General features: G+C 51.1%; 25 protein-coding genes. 23 read left to right on the plus strand and 2 right to left on the minus strand.

The genetic code is table 11. From position 1 onward, the window contains the following. Positions 1 to 27 precede the first annotated feature (27 nt). On the minus strand, positions 28 to 249 hold the full coding sequence (locus tag M3090_RS08435) for a hypothetical protein (protein WP_249055210.1): 222 nt from the start codon (positions 247 to 249) through the stop codon (positions 28 to 30). A 447-nt stretch (positions 250 to 696) separates the two neighbouring features. Between M3090_RS08435 and M3090_RS08440 the strand changes: the two genes are divergently transcribed. The 11 genes from M3090_RS08440 (at position 697) to M3090_RS08490 (ending at position 7,402) form a co-directional block, all read left to right on the plus strand. Continuing rightward, complete coding sequence (locus tag M3090_RS08440) at positions 697 to 1,338, plus strand: hypothetical protein (RefSeq protein WP_249055212.1); 642 nt, start codon at positions 697 to 699, stop codon at positions 1,336 to 1,338. Positions 1,339 to 1,410: 72 nt separating this feature from the next. Continuing rightward, on the plus strand, positions 1,411 to 1,950 hold the full coding sequence (locus M3090_RS08445; RefSeq protein WP_249055214.1) for an Imm42 family immunity protein: 540 nt from the start codon (positions 1,411 to 1,413) through the stop codon (positions 1,948 to 1,950). Between the two features lie 53 nt (positions 1,951 to 2,003). After that, complete coding sequence (locus tag M3090_RS08450; RefSeq protein WP_087334906.1) at positions 2,004 to 2,405, plus strand: hypothetical protein; 402 nt, start codon at positions 2,004 to 2,006, stop codon at positions 2,403 to 2,405. A gap of 31 nt (positions 2,406 to 2,436) precedes the next feature. Continuing rightward, complete coding sequence (locus M3090_RS08455; protein WP_249055216.1) at positions 2,437 to 2,667, plus strand: hypothetical protein; 231 nt, start codon at positions 2,437 to 2,439, stop codon at positions 2,665 to 2,667. An 11-nt stretch (positions 2,668 to 2,678) separates the two neighbouring features. Then, positions 2,679 to 3,158, plus strand: a complete 480-nt coding sequence (locus tag M3090_RS08460; RefSeq protein ID WP_249055219.1) for a DUF6678 family protein — start codon at positions 2,679 to 2,681, stop codon at positions 3,156 to 3,158. Positions 3,159 to 3,242: 84 nt separating this feature from the next. Continuing rightward, entirely contained in the window at positions 3,243 to 3,590 is a 348-nt protein-coding gene (locus M3090_RS08465; protein WP_249055221.1) for a hypothetical protein, read from the plus strand. Continuing rightward, complete coding sequence (locus M3090_RS08470) at positions 3,580 to 3,930, plus strand: immunity 51 family protein (protein ID WP_249055223.1); 351 nt, start codon at positions 3,580 to 3,582, stop codon at positions 3,928 to 3,930. Before M3090_RS08465 ends, M3090_RS08470 begins: the two co-directional genes overlap by 11 nt. A gap of 523 nt (positions 3,931 to 4,453) precedes the next feature. After that, entirely contained in the window at positions 4,454 to 4,966 is a 513-nt protein-coding gene (locus tag M3090_RS08475) for a hypothetical protein (protein ID WP_249055225.1), read from the plus strand. 90 nt (positions 4,967 to 5,056) lie between these two features. Further along, positions 5,057 to 6,022 carry a hypothetical protein gene (locus M3090_RS08480; RefSeq protein ID WP_249055227.1) on the plus strand — a complete coding sequence of 322 codons (966 nt, stop codon included), beginning with the start codon at positions 5,057 to 5,059 and terminating at the stop codon, positions 6,020 to 6,022. A gap of 70 nt (positions 6,023 to 6,092) precedes the next feature. Then, positions 6,093 to 6,572: a hypothetical protein gene (locus M3090_RS08485; RefSeq protein WP_249055230.1), complete on the plus strand. Its 480-nt coding sequence runs from the start codon at positions 6,093 to 6,095 to the stop codon at positions 6,570 to 6,572. Next, the gene (locus M3090_RS08490; RefSeq protein WP_249055232.1) at positions 6,572 to 7,402 is read left to right on the plus strand and encodes a phosphoribosyltransferase family protein; all 831 of its coding nucleotides are present in this window, start codon (positions 6,572 to 6,574) and stop codon (positions 7,400 to 7,402) included. Before M3090_RS08485 ends, M3090_RS08490 begins: the two co-directional genes overlap by 1 nt. Before the next feature lie 3 nt (positions 7,403 to 7,405). Here the strand turns inward: M3090_RS08490 and M3090_RS08495 are convergent, their stop codons facing one another. Continuing rightward, entirely contained in the window at positions 7,406 to 8,071 is a 666-nt protein-coding gene (locus M3090_RS08495; protein ID WP_249055233.1) for a M23 family metallopeptidase, read from the minus strand. A 221-nt stretch (positions 8,072 to 8,292) separates the two neighbouring features. Here M3090_RS08495 and M3090_RS08500 point away from each other — a divergent pair, with 221 nt between their 5' ends. Genes M3090_RS08500 through M3090_RS08555 form a run of 12 tightly spaced genes read left to right on the plus strand, consistent with a single transcriptional unit; the run spans position 8,293 to position 20,124 of the window. Beyond that, the gene (locus M3090_RS08500) at positions 8,293 to 9,051 is read left to right on the plus strand and encodes a DUF4099 domain-containing protein (RefSeq protein WP_234179385.1); all 759 of its coding nucleotides are present in this window, start codon (positions 8,293 to 8,295) and stop codon (positions 9,049 to 9,051) included. A 20-nt stretch (positions 9,052 to 9,071) separates the two neighbouring features. Then, a complete protein-coding gene (locus M3090_RS08505; RefSeq protein WP_249055235.1) occupies positions 9,072 to 9,296 on the plus strand; it encodes a hypothetical protein in 225 nt (74 codons plus the stop codon). 31 nt (positions 9,297 to 9,327) lie between these two features. Further along, a complete protein-coding gene (locus tag M3090_RS08510; protein WP_249055237.1) occupies positions 9,328 to 10,890 on the plus strand; it encodes a hypothetical protein in 1,563 nt (520 codons plus the stop codon). Positions 10,891 to 10,894: 4 nt separating this feature from the next. Further along, positions 10,895 to 12,283 (plus strand): toprim domain-containing protein, encoded by a 1,389-nt coding sequence (locus M3090_RS08515; protein ID WP_249055239.1) that lies wholly within the window; start codon positions 10,895 to 10,897, stop codon positions 12,281 to 12,283. Beyond that, positions 12,280 to 12,777: a PH domain-containing protein gene (locus tag M3090_RS08520; RefSeq protein WP_249055242.1), complete on the plus strand. Its 498-nt coding sequence runs from the start codon at positions 12,280 to 12,282 to the stop codon at positions 12,775 to 12,777. Before M3090_RS08515 ends, M3090_RS08520 begins: the two co-directional genes overlap by 4 nt. After that, positions 12,758 to 13,453 (plus strand): hypothetical protein, encoded by a 696-nt coding sequence (locus tag M3090_RS08525; protein ID WP_249055244.1) that lies wholly within the window; start codon positions 12,758 to 12,760, stop codon positions 13,451 to 13,453. Before M3090_RS08520 ends, M3090_RS08525 begins: the two co-directional genes overlap by 20 nt. A gap of 14 nt (positions 13,454 to 13,467) precedes the next feature. Further along, entirely contained in the window at positions 13,468 to 14,157 is a 690-nt protein-coding gene (locus tag M3090_RS08530; protein WP_087335157.1) for a hypothetical protein, read from the plus strand. Positions 14,158 to 14,172: 15 nt separating this feature from the next. Further along, positions 14,173 to 14,838 (plus strand): hypothetical protein, encoded by a 666-nt coding sequence (locus M3090_RS08535; protein ID WP_249055246.1) that lies wholly within the window; start codon positions 14,173 to 14,175, stop codon positions 14,836 to 14,838. Positions 14,839 to 14,858: 20 nt separating this feature from the next. Continuing rightward, on the plus strand, positions 14,859 to 15,683 hold the full coding sequence (locus M3090_RS08540; RefSeq protein WP_249055249.1) for a M23 family metallopeptidase: 825 nt from the start codon (positions 14,859 to 14,861) through the stop codon (positions 15,681 to 15,683). Positions 15,684 to 15,706: 23 nt separating this feature from the next. Beyond that, on the plus strand, positions 15,707 to 15,991 hold the full coding sequence (locus M3090_RS08545) for a hypothetical protein (RefSeq protein WP_249055340.1): 285 nt from the start codon (positions 15,707 to 15,709) through the stop codon (positions 15,989 to 15,991). Positions 15,992 to 15,998: 7 nt separating this feature from the next. After that, positions 15,999 to 17,795, plus strand: coding sequence for a hypothetical protein (locus tag M3090_RS08550; protein ID WP_249055251.1), 1,797 nt, complete (start codon positions 15,999 to 16,001; stop codon positions 17,793 to 17,795). Between the two features lie 25 nt (positions 17,796 to 17,820). Continuing rightward, on the plus strand, positions 17,821 to 20,124 hold the full coding sequence (locus tag M3090_RS08555) for a zincin-like metallopeptidase domain-containing protein (protein ID WP_249055252.1): 2,304 nt from the start codon (positions 17,821 to 17,823) through the stop codon (positions 20,122 to 20,124). The last annotated feature ends 2 nt before the right edge of the window (positions 20,125 to 20,126 follow it).

Below are 20,126 nucleotides of genomic sequence, written 5' to 3' on the forward strand. Positions count from 1 at the left end.
TTCAATTTAGAGTGTTTATACTTCAGTTCAAAGTTTGGGTATGTCGCCGCATTTCAGCAGCTGGCCGTCCCTATAAAGCTCGATACGTCCGGGTCTGAAGCCCATTTCGGGGGCAACATTTCGGATATAGTCCTGATATTCCTTGCCTGAAAAGTTCTTTCCGCAAAGGTTGTTGAAAATCATTGGGATTGTGTGTTCGCTGGTGCTTGACAGGATTGTGCTACCGTCTTGTCTGATTTCTTCCGTCATAACTTCAAATTTTTAATTGTTCGACATTGTTATTTGTTTTTATTTTCCCTCCGTTCGCCCTATGTACGAACTCCAGGATTATTTTTCTGCATTGAAAAGGCGGCAAGGAACAACCATACAAGGCTGGACGGGAAAATACGCTCGACGGCGGAGAGGAAGATTTTTCCGGCTCACCCCTGCGGCGGCCTGCCGGCATTGTCGGGATTGTGACGGCCAAGTATTTTCGCAGCAAAATAAGTGCTGGAGGTCGCAGGGCCGGATGGTAGTGGAACACAGGGTAAAAGAGGCCGAGAAGCAACGTACAGGGGATGTGCGATAATAAAAAAGGAAAAGAATATCTGATGGAAATTTTGTCGGACAGGTGGAATCTGTTACCTTTGTTAAACGGTTAAAGGTCAACGCTGAACGCTGCCGAACAACATTATCGTAAGGAAAGAATTAGGCGATATGGAAAAGAAAGAATTAGAGAAAAAAATTGATACGTTGTTCAAAGAACAATGTGCCAATATTGTTATACCTAATTATAAAGTTAAGGTCTTAAAAAGGTGGATTAAAATTATAGGTAATAATCAAGCAGTAGAAGGTGATGTCTTTTATCAATTTCTTTCCCCCAAATTTTGTCAATTGGGAGCTATAACAACATTACATTTATATGGAAGCATTGCAAATGGATTAATTGGACAAATTTTATCTAATATCGATCCTCATCCAAGATATCCACTAATAACTGGTAACTATAAATTTTCGAGAACTGCTAAATATATGGGAGGACCTGATTTTAGTTTTTATCAAACTGATAATGTTGAAGAAAGGATTCGCTTTTTAATTGAACCTATTAAGAATGATATTATACCGAGATTTGACAATTTCTTAAATTGCAAAGAAGGTTTGATTGAAGATGTCTTTTCTGAACCTGAATATTATAAATGTCCGTATGCTATCGCATTGATAATACTCTATCTTAATAATAAAAATACAGAGGATAATATCAAGGTATTGCGTGAAGAAGCTATAAAGGCTAAACTGAAAGATATGAAAATGGCAAGTATGATAGAAGAAAAAGTATTTCAATACTTCAGTAATATATAACATATTGCCTATGAACTTACGATAACAAACAGCAAACCGACTGAAGCGGAACGCTGCCAAACATTATTGACGATGATGAAAGAACAAAAAAATATTTTCGGGAATAAATCCAAGTTTGCAATAGAAGCTATCCTATCGCAAATAGATGAGGAGCCAATATTCATCAATTATTGTCTATGGATAAGGAATAATATGGTTGGCGACATCGGGCAATGTGCCTTATTGTCAGCAGAAATGGAGCCTATATTAAAAGTAGTCCAACTGAAAGGACAACGACAAATGCCATTCGAGAATTTAACAGCACCCGTATTAACGGATAAACTGATTGAAAATACTTGGGGCTATGCTTCTGATTACAGCCATAATGTACCTTTAAGCAATATCGACATACTTTCCTATCATGGAGAGTGCTTTCAGGGATATTATGTATTCCTTATTGAGCAACAGGGTTACGAATGGCTGCTGACAAAAGACAATGTTGACAATAAATATTATGATATGAAGATACCTTCAGGTATAATATATTCAACATTTAAAAAATTTTCAAAGTGGATTGAGGATTCGACGATGTTAGTTTTGCGAACAAATAAAGCGTCAATAACAAACGGATAAATCACCCTTAAAGGTTGATAGTTCGCTGAACATTATCGGTAAAGTACAGAAGAATGGAAATAAAAGATATAACAACAAGCATAGGCTTTATTGGTGGACGAGATGCCATAATAATTGAGTATATCAATATTATAAATCCTCAAACTATTGAAGTGTATGTAAATGTCTCCCATAATAGCCTATGCAATTTTGTAGATAACACTGTGAGTGATTTTAATCTGAGATTTGTATTCAATGGAGTAATGAAATTCCAGTTGTACGATTACGAAATGTTTGAAAGCAATATAAAGGGTAAAGGGCAGACCGTGTCATCTATACGAGAGATTGTCAATCCTACCTTTTCTAAGAAGGGACTACATCATATATTGATAATTGCATACGATAATGTGATGGAATTTTTATGTACTGAATTTCATGATGAATTGATTACCGCTAATAAACAGCAAACCGACTGAAGCTGAACGCTGCCAGACATTACAGATAAGAATGAACACGAAAGAATTTATTATTAGACGATTGGAGCAAATGACAGAGCTGTCGGAAAGCAGGAATGAGTATTATAAGAGACTAATACATTCCTTCCAGAGTGATGCTGATCAGCATGTTTCTGATAAGATATATTCTAATCTTTGCGGATTGTTAGCGCATGGAGATTTAAATAATAAAGAATATGACTTACTGAAAGAGGTTATACTTGAATTAGAAAAAAGGATATAAGAATTAAAAGTATGGAGATATATGATATAAATACAATTTACAGTCAGTATAAGGAATTTATCAATTCTAACTGTACAGATTTGAAAGATGAAGTAGAGGTGATAGTTAGACGGAGAGGGCTATCTTCTATAATGAATGATTCCAAGTGGCTAAAATTACAAACCGCTATTCTGTCTATTCCGAAATTTGAACCCATATATGGTGTTCAACTTTTGACTGATGAGATTGAACATTCTCCTGTATTTGAAGTACCGACGCTTCCGATTTATGGAGGTTGGGAACTTATATATGAAGATTGTGAATACGCCCCGCCACCATTCTTTAATATTGAATGGATGGCAATACAGCCTTTGGATAAAATTGACAAAGGAAGATTATTAAATCCTGAAATCATAGATAAATCAAATATATTGGTAGAAATCCTTCATAAGTATCATATACCATTTGAGAAGGAAGATGAACATACGTTTGTAATCTACGGGTATAAATGATGAATAAACCGATAGCAAGCAGCAAACCGGCTGCATAAGTGGAACGCTGCCAGACATCAGCATCGAAGAATAAAAAGAAATAGAATGAAGATATTTAGTACAGCACCAGAAGGTAATGAAATGGCAGAATTAGAAAATGCTCGATACATTAATTTGGCATTAAAGCAGATTGATGAAAATATTGAATGGCTAAAAACGACAAATAAACCAACTCAAGCGGTTTTGACTCACATAGATGTATTAGTTATGTTGGCCAAAAGATTTACAGTTAATGCTAACTTGCTAATAAAAAAAGAGAAAGTTCAGGAATGGAAGAATGTTTTCAACGACTGGTTTGAACGTTGCGGCAATAAAATTCCTGCCAAATTCAGGGATGGTATTAAAGCAAATGGAGATGAACTATTTAAAGAATTAGAACAATATGGACACTAATGATTTTGAAGTGATAATTCAACCATTCTTTTGGGTTGATCATGAATCGACAGCTTCAGTATGCCTGAATGTTGGAGAATACAAAGCAGAAATTTTCCAAGCAAGAGAAGACGAGGGCTTTGAGGGGAACGGCTATGACTGGGAGTCCTTAGCTCATGTCTTTGTGGAAGAACAAGTACCGGAGTTGTCCGAAAAGATAAGTTTTGACCCGGAAGGAAGCATGTTCTGTGCCTATTCAAAAGATAAAGATGCCTTAAAAGAATTTATATTAAAGTTCAAGGACGCCTGTGAGAATGAAACATTGATTATGGATTTATTCTCTCGTGCAGAATTGGATTAAGAAACGACGCTAACAGACACCTGTGCCTCCTAACGGCTATAAGCTGCCCAACATTGGTGTTTCGGACTATGGGGATGCCCGGCGATTGGAAGAACGAAAGATACCGATAGGCATAGCGACATGCTTGTCCTGGCTGGTCGGGTACTGTCGGGATTGTGACGGCCAAGTATTTTCGCTGCAAAATAAGTGCTGGAGGTCGCAGGGACGGATGGCGGTGGAACACAGAGTAAAAGAGGCCGAGAAGCAACATACAGGGGATTTATGAAAAAAAAGGGGGAAAGAATATCTGATGGAAATTTTGTCGGACAGGTGGAATCTGTTACCTTTGTTAAATCGGTAAAGGTCAACGCTGAACGCTACCGAACATTATATATCCACAAACTAATTAGGTTGTTGAATATCATTAAGTAGGAAAACAACAAAAAATGGGTAACCTGTAAGTGGAAAAATGAAGGCTATTTAAGATTTAGAAGTCCTACACATTAGGCCTTTGAACTGTACAATTCATTTTTATAAGTAAAATATGAATGCGAAGAAGATAAAACTATATTGTATAAAAGAAGATTATGTTCTCTTAGACAAATATTTTAAGGAAAAACAGATATCTGTATCAGCAATGCCATTGGCAGGATTTGATTTGAGACCCATACAAATTAGTGATTTCGGTGAAAATGATTGGAATAGAGTGATTGTGTACAAAGACAAGCATACGGTAGAAATTGAAGAAATAGAGTCTGCTGTGTCTTTCGAAAAGATATTTACACCTAATTTTATGATTAGTGATATATTGACTTTTGATAGAGCATATATTGACGTGGCAAATAAAAAAATCATAGGAGGAAGTATATCTGGAATTACTAAATATTTGGTAGATGGAGTATTAGTTTCTAAAAGCAATGAATTTTTAAAATGGCAAAATACTTTTTATCTTTGGATAAAGAGAAATTTTGTAGCTGTAAAAATAGACAAGACTCATAATGTTTATGTATCTGAAAGAGTACGGCAGATGATAGATGATGGATTTATTTTGGAGTAATTGGTATTATAGAGAATAATCAGTGTGATAACATACGCCTAAACCTCGCTGAAAGGTCGGTTAGTAACCAAACATTATAAGCAGAAAATAATGAAACCAAATATAATAACAGGTATTTCTGAAAATGCATCATATAATTGCCATAACAATATAGACTTGGCAGTTCTGACGGCAATCTTTCAAAGAACGGATAGTCGAAATGACCGGTTCAGATTGTCTGATAAGCAATTCAGAAATCTATTTCAAATATGCCCCAGCTTCTATTTGTTTGAATATGGGGAGAAGGTGAATACACTAATTAGTAGGTGTTACGAAGATTCAGAGTCTATGTATTGGGATTATCTGGCGATTTGGGGATTTGCACAATGCTTACAGACTTTGATATTTGACCGTGTTCATTCAAATTCATCTGATAATGAATTTACAAAGCTTTATTCGTATCTGAATATTATTAACGTGAATCGGTCAAACTTGAAAGACAAGGCGCATTATAGAAATAAACTTTTCCAATCGTTTCTTTTCTCTTCACCATATTCTTGGGAGTTTAGTCGGCACATAAAACTATCAAAAAATTGTATCACATACAATGGGGATAATATTGAGGAGCTTCTATCCAAATTCTTTAATGTAGAGAAAGAAGAAAACGAAACGGACAAGAGTGCTATGATTGACAACATAAATAGCATACTGAAAACGGCATATTCATATATGGTAGGCAAGAAATTATTTATTCCTTATCATCCTCAAAAGGATATCTATTCGTATTATTATTTTCATCCTGCCGACTTCATCGAATTGTATCAGAATAACAGGACTCTATTTTATGCGTATTTGGATAACAGTGTGGATGGTAAAGTTACTTTTATGAAAAAGGCATTTGTTTATAATTATAGCTTGTTTATAATATCAAGTCCTGATATAGTCATGTCAGAACTTGATAGTTATTGTAAGCATAAAGATAAGATTCTTGATGTCTTATTTTTATCAAATTCAACATTGCCTAATTCGGTTATTAAGAAAATCAAATTTGGCCCATATAGAAAAACAAATGAATAAGAAACAGCTTATAACAAGCGGTTTAACTTCCCCTGAAAAGGTTGGTTAGCCACCAAACATTATCCATATTATGAAATTGAAAGAGCTGGACAAATATTATACTTTCCATTTGACATCACATATTGATGTTTGCAAATTAGATAAAGACCCTTCTCTGTCTGTGTGCAGATGCACTGTATTTCCTAAATTCTTTATGACGTATGAAGAATTAGTAGAGAACGTATTCGGTGTAGATAATGCGACAAGAAAACGCTTTAGAGGTCAATTTAAGTCTTTCCTGAAGGATTTGCAATGTTCCCACTCGATATATGCAAACGACAAAAGGACGGACACAATTACCGAGGTTTCAGAAATCACAACTAATTTGGTTATAGACCTGACAGAGAAATGCGCAGTCAATTTGTTTATACCTGATTTAAGGGTTATAATGATCGGGCACGATGATTTTGGATTTATCTTCGTGACAGATATTAAAAACCCAGATGTGAGTTATATTTCAGACAAGTTAGAACAATACGTTCTTTATTTTGTGAAACCAGAAAAATTATAATGGAACCGAGACTGGTGTTTCTGATACTGATCGGCATAGCAATAGGCTTGTCCTGGCTGGCCGGTTACTGGCGGAAGAAAGCCGGGGAAGCCGCTTTTGCCGCCGCTCTGCTCGCCGACAAAGCCGAGGAGCGTGACCGCCACTGCCGTCTGGCTGTGCTGGCCGGGCACAGGGACGCCTGCCGTATGTTCTGCTTCGCCCATCCCGACTTTTACGAGGACAGGCATCCGCTCAAGCCTTTCCGTTTCCGGGGCATCAGCGTGACGTTCTACGGCCATTATTATCCGTCGCGGTACAAAAGACTGCTCAGCGAGGAACAGCGCGTGTTCTGCCGCTCCCTCTATGCCTTCAAGGAGGGAGAGAATAACGGCATCGACTTCTTCAAGGCTTGCCTGGCCGCCCTGCCGGTGGACACCGCTTCCTGTCATGTTATGTTCATGCCGTGCAGCAACTGGATAAAATACGGCCGGCGATTCAAGCGGCTTGACTGGTACATCACGACCCACCGGAAGGAACTCACCTCGGGGCTGCAGGATGTCGATGTGCACAGTGAACGCGAGAGCCTGCACGAGTGCAAGGGCAGCGAGCGCATCCTTGAAAGGAACTACAGCATCACGGGCGACATCAGGGGAAAAAGAATCATCATCGTGGACGACGTGTTCACGAGCGGCCAGAGCCTTACCGACTACAAGGAAGAGATAGAACGGTGCGGTGGCGAGGTGGTGGCCGCCATCTTTTACGGAAAGACCGTCACGGTTCCGCCGCTGTTCCTGATAAAAGCCCATGTGTGGGGCGGGCATATCGTCCGCGCCATCACGCACGAGGCATAAGTCCTACTGCATTTCCGCCAACGCCGCCACGCATTTCTCCTTCGTGGCCTTGATGTAATCGAAAATCTCCGCCGGATCCACGGTTTTTCCGTTGCGCCTGCAGGTGATGTGCAGGTGCTCTCCGGTGCTGCGTCCCGTGGAGCCGGTGATGCCGACCGCATCCCTCGGACGGACGGCTGTTCCCTTGCCGACCAGAATCCGTGAAAGGTGGCAGTAGCTGACGGTGAACTCGCCGTGCCGCAGCACCACATATTTTCCCGAAGCCCTGTCCTGTCCGACCTTGAGCACCGTGCCTTCCATCATGGCCAAGGCTTCGTCGCCCCGCGCGTGCAGGTCTATGCCGTTGTGGAACCTCCTCTTTCCGGTAATCGGGTCCGTCCTGTACCCGTATGGCGAGTTGACTTTCATCCTGCGGAGCGGGTAGGACACGCTCAGGTAGCGCCGCACCCATTTCTCCCTTGCCGCATCCGTTGAAGCCGGTGCGCTTTCTTCCGTGGTTTCTCCATCTTTCCAGACAGGCATTCCGGGGCGTTCTCCCATGCCAAGGCTGGTTATCTGCACGGCTTCCGGCACGGCGGCCGGGATGCCGGATGCGACAGTCATAAACTGTGCGAAAAGCGGTGCCGAGACAAGGACGGCACCTGTGGCAATCATTATCATTTTTTTCATGCGGCAAAGATAGCAAGCCCCGCCAACCCCGGAGAAAAATCGAACATCGTTTCTTGTCATAATATGATTATTTAACTGTTCAGAATATGATTTTTGCGGTAAAATCATATTCTAATCATAAAAAATACTATATTCTAAATCTTTATATTACCACATACTTGCCTGACACGATAAAATCAACCTATCTTTGCAGAGTATGATTTATAGTTTGATTTTAGAATATGAAACAAGTACGATTTGATTTGACCGAACTTCCGTTCGGAACGCTTGCCCGGTTCGGGCTCACGCAGGAAATGATAGAGGATCTTCCCATGTTCGTCCTGGAAGACATCTGTCAGGGCAGGCATTCGCCCGTGCTTCCTGTCCGTGTGACCGGCGAGAACGGCGAGACCTTTGAAAGCCGCACACGCATCGCCTTCATCCGCAGGGACGACGGCCAGGCGGACGTGGTGTTCTATCCGGTACTGAAAACCTCCCCGCTGGAGAAATACGGCGAGGCGCAGCAGAAACAGCTGCTTGAGGGCAAGGCCGTCATCGTGGACGTGGAGACCCCTGACGGACGCCACAGCAAGGCATTCGTGCAGATAGACCCGGAGACGAACCAGGTGCTTTCCGTGCCCACACCCATCATCGGGCGCAACCTTCAGGTGGCCGCAGAGGAGCTTCGCCTCGGCACGGCGGAAGTCAACAGCCTGCAGCACGGGGAGCCGCTGACCATCGTCGTGGATGACGAGCCTGTCACCGTGGGCATCGACCTCAATGCCCGGACAGGCATCCGCTTCTGCCACGGCGACGGGGAGAGATGGCGCGAGCAGTCCAGGCGCGAATGGGACAAATACACTTTCGGCTGCTACGGCTGCTGGGTCATGGACGATGACGGCAACCTCAATTATGTCTCCGAGGACGACTATACCGAGGAGCTGTGGAACGAGCAGAAGAAAAGCGCCGAGCGCAACCGTGCCGCTGCGCTTCATAAATAACCCTCAGAACCGGAACGGCAATGGAACGGAATACCTATTATCCGGAGGAAATCCTCATAGAGAAAATGGAGAGCGGCGAGTACGGCTGGCTCGATTATGTCAACCATCACTCTGCGGAATGGCAGGAGGAATACCTCTGCTATTGCAGGGAGAACGGCCTTCTGGTCGGAGACGCGTCCGCAGAGTCGTTCGTCCATTTCAAGGACCGGGAGCTGGAGGCGGCCCTCGAATCCGGAGACGCATAAACCAATCACAGACAATCCAAACTTTCAGACAATGGCGATACGAAAGAACACCAACCCACGGGCGATGGACCTGCAGCCGGAGATGCGCGACATCCTGATGCGCAACGGTATGCAGGCCCATATCGTGCCTGACGGCGCAGGCTACAGCCTGGTCGTGCAGGGGCATGACTCGCCCCTGCTTGCCTATCCCATCACGGAGCGGCAGATGCTGGCGCTGACCGACTGGGGAACGAACACGGCCAACAAGAAGGCCTACAACGTGTTTACCAGCATTGTCGGCAAGGACTTCTTCCTGCCCAAAGATTTCGTCCACGCGCGGAACGCCAACGGGCGTGTCGCTATGGGGCTTCACGGATACCGCATCGGCATCGGCGAATACGGGCGTACCGGCCGGATGGGTCTGCCGCCCCCGTTTCTCGGGTGGACACCCCGCCAGCAGTGGGGCTTCCACCTGCGCAGGGTCGGCGGCCAGCTGTTCTATCCCGGTCCCGTCGTCGCCGAACGCTGGGACGGACGGATGAAGCCGGGCGAACTCCAGTCCGGCGGCTACGGATTCTATTATAAAGGCGGTCAAAGGGAGATTGCGGCGCAACCTGCGGATGTCTTGCAGAACCTGCAGAGCGTCATCACCCCGCTTGTCACCCGTGAGCGGAGCAGCGAGCCGGCCAAGCCCTACAAGGAACTGGTCAGCTCCCCCGTGTACTTCTCCAACGAGAAGTGGCAGGAATGCCTGTCCTCGCACGGCCTTATCGTGGACGCGGAGCAGCGGACGCTGACCGTGCAGTCGGAGTCCGTGGCGGCCGATTTCGTCTATGACCTGACGGCGGAAGAGACGGCGGCGCTGACCTCCAACTCCATCAAAGAACACCCGGTAGAGGAACGCATCGGTCTTATCAACAACATCATCGCAGCGGACTACCGGGACAAGGTGACGATGGAAGCCCTGGACAGCGACCGGCGCATCGGCATCGGCCTGCACCCGGAGGTGGAGGAAGACCTTGCCCGGCAGCAGCAACAGGAGCAGCAGCTCTTTGAGGGTCAGCAGCAAGGCAACCCTATAGGACAGATGGCCGAAGGCGCCGTCATCGACGGCAGGGACCTCTATTATCTCAGCGAGAACCGGGGCTGGTACCGGGAAGAACGGCACGGACGCGAGGTGGAAGTAAGCGAAATCGCCGTCCATCCGGCAGAGACCGAGGGCAAGTACAGGATGACCGCCGTCATCGACGGGCAGACCGTCAGCCACGAGATCAGCCAGAAGGACTATGACAAGTTCCTCGCCGTCGATGACTTCCACCGCATGAAGCTCTTCTCGAAGATATTCAGCGAGGTGGACATGAAGATGCGTCCCGAAGCCCAGAAGAGTCTCGGCGTGAAGATATTCGCCGCCCTGACAGCCGGAGCCGTCGTCACGGCCGGCGTCGTGCACGGGATGAACCACTGCCACCATGCGCCGGAGTTCTACGGCGAACGGTTCGGCGGTCCTCCCAGACCTTATTTCAAGCCCGGAGTGGACACGCCGCGTGATGTGGCGATACGCAACTTCGAGGCCGAGATGAACCGGGAGATAAGCGACATGCGTATGGGGAGGTAGGCCTATGAACGAAAACGAACTGACATACGACGACTTTCTGCAACGCCTGACCATACAGGACGTGCTCATCGACGCGGGCTACCGGCTGAACAGGCGGGACGGCCTGCGTTATCTGTCATACGTCCGGACAGACAGCGACGGCCGGCGTGTGCGCGGCGACAAGTTCCTCGTCACACCCAAAGGCCAGTGCTGCTTCCAGCCGCCCCTCCTGAGACTGTACAACATCATCTCCTTCATCAAGGAACATCCGCAGTTCTTTGCGGAATACCGGGCGGGCATGTCCGGCGACCGGCTGGTGAACCTCGTGTGCAACCGGCTGCTGAACCATCCCATCCCAGACAGGGAGACACGCATCATACAGCCCCGACGGGACACCAGGCCCTTCAACATAGAGGACTATGACATCCACCGGTTCGACCCGCAGGACAGGGATACGCAGAAGAAATTCTACTTTTTCTTCAAGCACCGGGGCATCGACCTGTACACCCAATATGCCTTTCACCGGGATTTCTGTCTGGCGACCCGGCACCGGCCGGACGGCCTAAGCTACACCAACCTCGCGTTTCCGCTCCGCCTGCCCAAAGAACCGGAAAAGATCGTCGGATTCGAGGAACGCGGCCGTGCCCGGATGGACGGGAGCGGCAGCTACAAGGGCAAGGCCGAGGGAAGCAATTCGAGTGCGGGTCTGTGGATCGGCAGTCCTGCCGGGACAGCCCTGAGAGATGCCACCCATGTATTCTGGTTCGAAAGCGGCTATGACGCCATGTCCTACTACCAGCTGCACCAGAAGGACAACAGGGACTTGTGGAAGGCCGTATTCGTCTCCACCGGCGGGACACCGACCGTGGAGCAGATGCGAGGCGTAATCGCCTGTTCCCGTTCCGCCCGGCAGCATATCTGTTTCGACACCGATACGGCGGGCCGGGAGTTCACCGACAATCTCAAAAAAGAGATCCACCGGACGGTCAAGTCCGGCATAGAGCCCACGCCGGAGCGGAAAGCCTACCTCGGTTCCATACCCGCCGGAGGCGGCATTGACAGCGGCGATACCGACCTGCTGCCTGACGCCTTGCGGTCCAGTTATGGCAAATACGAGGCCGCATGGGAGGAAGTCATGTCCATGCGGTCGAGCGGGCTGTGCCATCCCGATGACATACGGGAACAGGAAAAACTGATGAACGGCCATTACAGGGATTTCCGGAATGGGCTGCGGGATTTTCTCGGTCTGGACGAAAAGGATGACACCCGGTTCGTGCGGGAAGAGCCGAAAGCCCCCTGCAAGGACTGGAACGACGAGCTGCTGGCAGTCATAAGAAAGGAAGCGGCCGCCCGCGAGAACCGACCCAGAGAAGAAGAAACCGAACAGGAACGAAGAACAGGCTACCACCGATGAGAACGGCATCAGACATATCGCAACCGGAAAGTCTCGTGCTGAGACCGCACAGGATGCAGTTCGTCCTTGACGAGCTGCCGGCCCTTGCCGTGTGCTGTGCCGGAGGCATCTACGGAGGCTTGGAGGACATGCCCTTTCCCATTGCGGGCGTAGCCGTCTTCCTCTGCCTGTCGCTTGTCCTGCTGTACCGCTTCCTCTACTTGTGCAGGATACGCTACCGCATCGGCAGCGAGCAGCTTGTCTGCGAACGAGGGCTGCTTGTCCGCAAGGTGGACTACATGGAGCTCTACCGTGTCGTGGACTTCCAGGAGCACCAGAGCCTGATGCAGCAGCTTTGCGGACTGAAGACGGTGCGCATCTTCTCGACGGACCGCAACACGCCCCGGCTCGACCTTACAGGCATGAGGCGGAAAGACGACATCGTGCCGCTCATCCGGAGCCGGGTGGAATACAACAAACGAAAAAAGGGAATATATGAAATCACGAACCATTAGCATCAGCCTTGCCGCCGTACTCGCATTCCTGCTGCCGCAGCTTGTGCAGGCGCAGATAGCGGCCTCCAACCCGCTGGAATGGGTGGCCCTTGCCGAAGGGAACGAGCTTATAAACGGCCAGATTGACAAACAGATAAAGGGACAGACCCAGACGGCTGCGCTGCAGAACAGCATCGCTGCGGAGTTCAACCGGATACACCAGTGGGAGAAGGAATACAACAGCTACCTCAAGACGGCCAGCGGCTACGCCTCTTCGCTGAAAGCCTGCACGCACCTGTACAACGACGGCGTGAGGATATTCCTCACCCTCGGCAAATTAGGCAAGGCCGTCAAGGACAATCCGCAGGGCATCATCGCCGGCATGAGCATGAACAACCTCTATATCGAGACGGCGACGGAGCTGGTCTCCGTGTTCTCGCTGCTGAACGACGCCGTGGCGAAAGGCGGCACGGAAAACATGCTGACAGGAGCCGAGCGCAGCAAGACCCTGTGGGCGCTGAACGACAAGCTGTCGGCCTTCAGTCGGAAGCTGCACCTGCTCTACCTGAGCATACGGTACTATACGCTGAACGATATGTGGAACAACGTGACGGCCGGGATGCTGGACCGCGACAACGGGGAGATGGCACGGATGGCCATGAACCGCTGGCGGCGTGCGGCCGCACTCGTGCATTAAGGAAAGGAGGAACGATGGACAGGCTGACGATTCTAATGACATGTATCCTGCTGCTGTGCGCCGGCACCCTGAAAGTCCGGGCGCAGAACGACCCCGTGCTGGCAGGGATGATCCTGCTCTATACCGACAAGGCGCAGAAAGAGCTGAAAAGCCAGGAGAAGGTGATGCTGCTGCAGACCACCGGCCACATCTGGACAAAGGAAGAGATAGAAGGCACCACCGACCTTCAGCGGGAGTTCAACGACTATCTGGACTCGTTCCGCTCGATTGTCTGCTATGCCGCCCAGACCTACGGCTTCTACCATGAGATAAGCCGGCTGACGGACAACCTGGGCGACTTCTCGCAGCAGCTTGCAAGGCATCCGGCCAACGCCCTTGCCGTCGCCCTCTCGACGCGCAGGAACAAGATATACCGGGAGCTGATACTCGGCAGCGTGGAAATCGTGAATGACATCCGTACCGCCTGCTTGTCGGACAACAAGATGACGGAGAAAGAGCGGATGGAAGTCGTGTTCGGCATCCGTCCGAAACTCCAGCTGATGAACAGGAAACTGCAACGCCTGACCATAGCGGTGAAATACACCACGATGGGCGACATCTGGATAGAGATTGACGGCGGCTCGGTCCCCGTGGCGGACAAGCGCGACATCGTGGAAGCCGCCCAACGCAGATGGAGGCAGAACGGAAGGAAAGTAAGACCTTAAATATATAGAACAGATATGGGATTCTGGGACGCATTATTGAAAGCAGGCGGCAAGGCCGCCAAGAACATGGGCAAGGCCGCCGCAGCCACCGGAAGGAGCGCGGGCCAGGCCGTGCTGCATCCCTCGCAGACCCTGCGCGGAGCGGGTCAGGCGATGAAGACCGCCGCCATAGGCAGTGCGGCCGGTTATGTGGCATGGGAGAAGCTGACCACGGACAAGAGCGTGGCGAGGATCGTGGGTGATACCGTCATCGGCGAGTCGGCCACGGATGCCCTTGCCGGCACGACGGAGGACATCCGTGAACTGAAAGGCAAGGCCGGGGAAGCGGCCGACGCCGTGAGCGGCGCTGCGGCAAGCATTGGCTCCAGCCTGAACGGAGTGTCGAATTTCATAGGCCAGGCCACTGGAGGCGGACTCGGGGACCTGATCGGCGGATTCTTCAGCAACCTCGGACGCGGCAACGTGTCCGGACTGAGCATAGCGGGGCTTGTCGCCGCCGCTTTCCTGGTCTTCGGGCGTACCGGCTGGCTCGGCAAGATAGCCGGGCTGTTCCTGGGCATGATGCTCATCGGCAACAACGCCGGGCTTGTCCGCACGGAAGTGCCGGAGACCGGACAGAGAAATTCCGCACAGGACCTTTCCCCGGAGGGACAGGCCCGGGGCGGAGGCATGAGAAGATAGGACATCAAACACAGAAGAAAATGAAATATACAGAAGAAATGATACTGCACTCCGAGAGCGGCTACTGTATGCCTTTCGCGGAACCTGACGGCAGGGACGTGAGCCTGTCGCTCGGGTACGGCGAGCAGACCCACCCGGAGAGCGGCGAGAAGTTTTTCCACCACGGCATCGACTTCGGCGTGCGGCGTTACCTGCTGTCCGCCGTGGCCAGCGGTGTCGTGTCGGGCGTATGCAACGACCCCACGCACGGCATCTGCCAGACCATCCGCTACGGACAATATGAAGTGACCTACGGACACCTGTCCAATGTCTTCGCCCAGTTCGGCAGGCCGGTGAAGGCCGGTCAGACCGTGGCGATGAGCGGCGACCTGCTGCATGTAGGGGTCCGGTTCAAGGGCGAGGAAATGGACCCGCTTGAGTTCCTCGCCATGCTGTACGGCAACATCAAGGCGATGCAGGAGGCGGGCGGCGACAGTGCCGGCGGCTTCTACGATGCCGCTCCGCAGACCGACTACGAGCAGGACAGGGAAGAGATAGAACGGCTGATGTTCCGTTTCCTGCCGCTCTACATGGATGACCTGCGGCTGGGAAGATACACGGTTCCCGAACATACGGAGCAGTCGCTGCGCAACATCTTCACCACAGGCGCGATGAAGGAGTATTTCTACGAGCGTATGCCGAGCATGGCGAACCCTCTCGGACTGGGACAGAAGGCGCTGCCTCTGGTGTGCAAGGTTCAGAACCTGCTGATAGCGGACTTCCTGAACTACCTTGCCCTGCGCCACGAGGTGTACCTCTCGACAACGGGCGGAGACTTAAAAAAAAACTTCGTGCCGAAGCAGTAGCCTCCAGCGGCATCATCGACCCGCTGGCGGAACTGGACATCGACATCCAGAGCTTCGACATACCGAGGGCGGTCACCGTCTATCCCGACCGTGCCGGCATCCGCTGGTGGACCAAAGCCTGGTTCAACAACCGGGAGGAAGGCGAAGCCTCCGTGGAGATCGAACGTACACAGGCCGTGGACTTCATCCAGGACCGCATCGAAAAGGACGCATGGCTCGAAGCGTTCTTCCCCAAGCAGATGGAGGTGTACCGCAACGCCATCGAACAGACAAAGGAACAGTTACTGAAACAGGTGAACTTGATATGACAACATAATGGAAGGAATAAAGCATAGCAGACAGTTTGCGGAGACGGAATCCCTCATGGACAACTATTTCGTCTGCCACATTGCCCCTGTCATGAAACAGACGCAGGCGTACCTGAACGAGAAACAGGGCGAGGAGATGATGGAATACTCCACCTCCCTCGGCGGCATACTCAGCATGATGGCGACGGCGGGCCAGCCGCTGGGCGACCCCTACCAGACCCTCAAGGTCACGGGGGAATGGAACTCGAAAACCACCGAGGACTACATCGCGATGTGCCGGGAGAGAATCGTCTCGTCCGAGGAGATGCAGCAGGACCTTGCCTGCATCGCCGGACAGTGGCGTCGTGCCGCCGTGCAGGAAATCGGCAGGGAGCGTTATGACGAGCTCTCGGAGAAACTGGGGTGCGACCTTGCCTATGCCTATGTGGACTACCGCATGGAGCAGCTGATGATAGACAGGCTGGTCAGGGAACGGATGCCCAAATCGTCCGCAGAATACATCATCCGCAAGGCGGCGGAGTCGAGCCTGCTGGGTCTGCCGCAGGTGCTGGGCCGTTCGCCGCTTGCCGAGGAGATAGAAGCCCGCGGCGAGGCCGCCTACCGTCCGGGCAAGGCGGAGAAAGGCGCTGCCTGGGCATTGGGAGCTACTGCGGATACCGTCATGCTGGGCGGCGCGGGGTCGTGGGCGACATTCGCCAAGTTCATCGGGGCGGACGCCGCCGTCTCCACCGTCGTCGGGTATCTCGAAAAGGACAAGCCGGAAGGCCCCACAGTGGAGGCGTGCATCAGCAAGGGCGTGTTCGGCATCGACGGCAATGTCTTCGACACTTTCCGGAAGGAAGCCGCCGCCATCCCTCCCAAAGAAAACGGCGCCCTTGCCGAAGCGAATAATGTACTGCACAAGAAAATACCCGTGTGCGAGTTCGACTTCACAAAGTGGATGCAGGTGGGAAACGCGCAATGGTGGCCCGATTTCGGGACGTCCGTCCATGACCGGGAAGAAAAATACAAGGACGTGCCGCTGATTGTGGCCCCCGGCCAGGAAGAAGCCTACCTGCGGGAGCTGGAAAGGCAGAAAGCGGAGGAAAAAGACGGGCAGGCTGCAGTGCAGGAGGAACAGAGGGAAGAAAACAGGACGGAGCCACAGGTCCAAAGTCGCGGCGGAGAAGAAACTGCGACTGTCGGACAGGAGAATCCATCTGCATCAGCCGGCCCAAGCAACGAAAACGGCTGGGACGGACTGCTGCGTTCGGTGGGACTGGACGGGCTGGGCGACATCACCGGCAACCTCGGCTACATCATGGCGATGCTTCCGGACATCCTGCTGGGCGCCTTCACGGGAAAGACCCAATCCCTGCGCCTGAAGGACAACCTGCTGCCGATGGCGAGCATCGTGGCGGGCCTGTTTGTCCGGAATCCGCTGCTTAAGATGCTCCTTATCGGCCTGGGCGGGGCGAACCTGCTGAACAAGGCCGGGCATGAGGCACTGGAACGCAAGCGGTCGGAAGGACTAACCGCCGGAAACCGGGAACCGGAGTACAAGCGTTATCCCGACGAACCGCTCAATCCCCGCATCGTGAACCCGACGCTGCAAGGCTGCACGCTGGTGGCCACGATAGACCGTGTGCCGTGCACCGTCCAGCTCAGTCCGGTGGTGGCCGACGCCTACAGGAAAGGCGCCCTGCCGCTGAACACGCTGGCCAACGCCGTGCTTGCCCAGAGCGACCGGCTGAACCAGATGGCTTCACAGAACTACGACAACAGCCGTCCGGAAACCGTCGTGCGCACACGGGGCATCCAATAACCGACAATAAAAAAAGCATACGGATATGAAAGAGAAATCACCCATAGAGAAAAATGCCGAGAAGAAGCAGACAGACCTGCTCTCCGAAGCCCTGAACGGAGCCTCGAACGCGAACGGGTACTGGCTGAACGCCTCCGGCAAAGGCTATCCCAAGTTCTATCCGCGCGGCGTGGCCGTCAGTCCGTTCAACGCCCTTTTCATGGGCCTGCATTCCGACAGGAACGGATGCAACTCGAACCTTTTCGTCCTCTACAACGACGCCAAGGCGATGGGCATGTCCGTCCGGGAACATGAGCGCGGCGTGCCTTTCCTTTTCTACAACTGGAACAGGTACATCAACAGGAACAATCCGGAGGAGATCATCAGCCGCACGGCCTATCTCGAACTGGACGAAAAAGAGCGGAAACAGTACAAGGGCGTGCATAACCGGGAGGTACGCACCCTTTTCAACATAGACCAGACCACCCTGCCGGATGCGGACAGGGAATCCTATGCCGCCGCACTGAGGCAGTACGGCGGCACGGCGGGAAGGGGCTATACGGAAGCGGACAACCGCAAGCTGCATATCCGGTTCAATGATTTCCTGCTGAAGATGAAGGAGAACCTCGTACCTGTGCGCTACGACGGCAGCGGAATGCCCCATTACGAGACGGACAGGGATGCCGTCTATATGCCCCGCCAGCGGGATTTCGAGCATTACCACGACTACCTGCAGGAGACCCTGCGGCAGATAGTCAGCGCCACCGGGCACCAGCAGCGCCTGGCGCGAGAAGGCATGGTGATGAAAAACGGCATTCCACCCTCGGATGACGCGCTGAAACAAGAACGGCTGGTCGTGGAAGTGGCTTCGGGCATCAAGATGCTGGAACTCGGGCTGCCTGCCAGACTGTCGGAAGAAAGCCTGAAGACGGTGGAATACTGGGACCGCGAGTTTCGTGAGAACCCGTTCATGATGGCGGCGCTCGAAAGCGACGTGAACAACGCCCTTGAGGTGATCCGCAAGGCGGAACGCGGCGAGAAGATTGAATACGCCACCATCCGCAACCGGAAACAGACCTCCGACATGAGGGCGGAGCTTCCGAAACACCATGCCATTGCGGACGAGATAGCCCGTCATCCGGACAAGGACAAAAAGACCATTGTCGTGGTCAGGGACAGGGCCGCGAAAACGGCGGACGTGATCCTGCCGGCCGGCGCATCGCTGGAAGTGGACAACGAGGTGCCCGGAATGAACAAGAACCGCATCGAGAGAGCCCTGCGCAAAGAGGGATTCGGGCAGATAAAGTTCTTCAACCCGGACGGGGCGTTGGGCTTCAGACCCGACGACAGCTATTTTTCCGGCAAGGAGGTTTCCCTGGCCCGGCTGAAGAACTGGGAGATGCAGGAACTCTCCACGCTGGATGTGGCTCCTGCGGTGAAGCGGGCCGGTGAGGTCAGCTTCGACCAGGTACAGATGATACAGGACGACAAGAACCGCTGGGCGCTCTACATCAAGCCGGAGAACGGGAGCGGCTACAGCGTCTATCCGGACAAAGAGGACGTGAACCGGTTCTTCTCCACGCTCAAGCAGGCGATGGACAACATTGGCAAAGTGCGCATGGAACTGGCGCACAAGTATCACGCCCTTGCGGAGACGAAACCCGACCTGAAGGTTGACCTGTTCAGTTGCGGGGTGAAGGACATCGACCTGAACCGCATCCAGCGGGTCAGCGTGTTCAAGACGAAGAAAGACGGCATCCTGTGCGCGGCGACCATCGACGGGCGCAAGCCGGAGCCGAGAGCCGTCACGCAGCAGCAGTGGCAGCGGATGTGGCTTGCCGAGGACAAGGACGGGTACAAACGGAACCTGGCCGCCTCGCTCTTTTCCGATGTGATGCGGCAAGGACAGAGGCAGGGCAATGCCGTGGAAACGGCGGCATCGGCCGACAGGGAGCCGGAACAGAGGGAACAGGAACAAAGGAATATTGTTGACACATTATCGGAAGAATTTCTTTCGTATTGTAAGGACATCAAATCAAAACAGTCTGAAACCATTGTCCTGCTCAAGCACGAAGGACAATATTATTCTTATATGGACGATGCTGAAACCATTGCGCTTGAACTTAATATGAAGGTGCAGAAAGAAGACCGTCCGCCTTTTAATCCGCATAAGGTAATATCCGCTTTCGGACCGTACAGCGGAGAATCCGAACGCTGCATTTCGGAACTGGGAAAATCAAGGTTTCATATTACTGTCTTAGATACGGCCCAGAAACTCCAATCCAATATATCCGCAGACTCACGAACCGAAGATTGTGACAACGGACATCAAATAACATTCAGAAGATAGAG

It is taken from the genome of Bacteroides sp. ET71, from assembly GCF_023336905.1.
Taxonomy (GTDB): Bacteria; Bacteroidota; Bacteroidia; order Bacteroidales; family Bacteroidaceae; genus Bacteroides.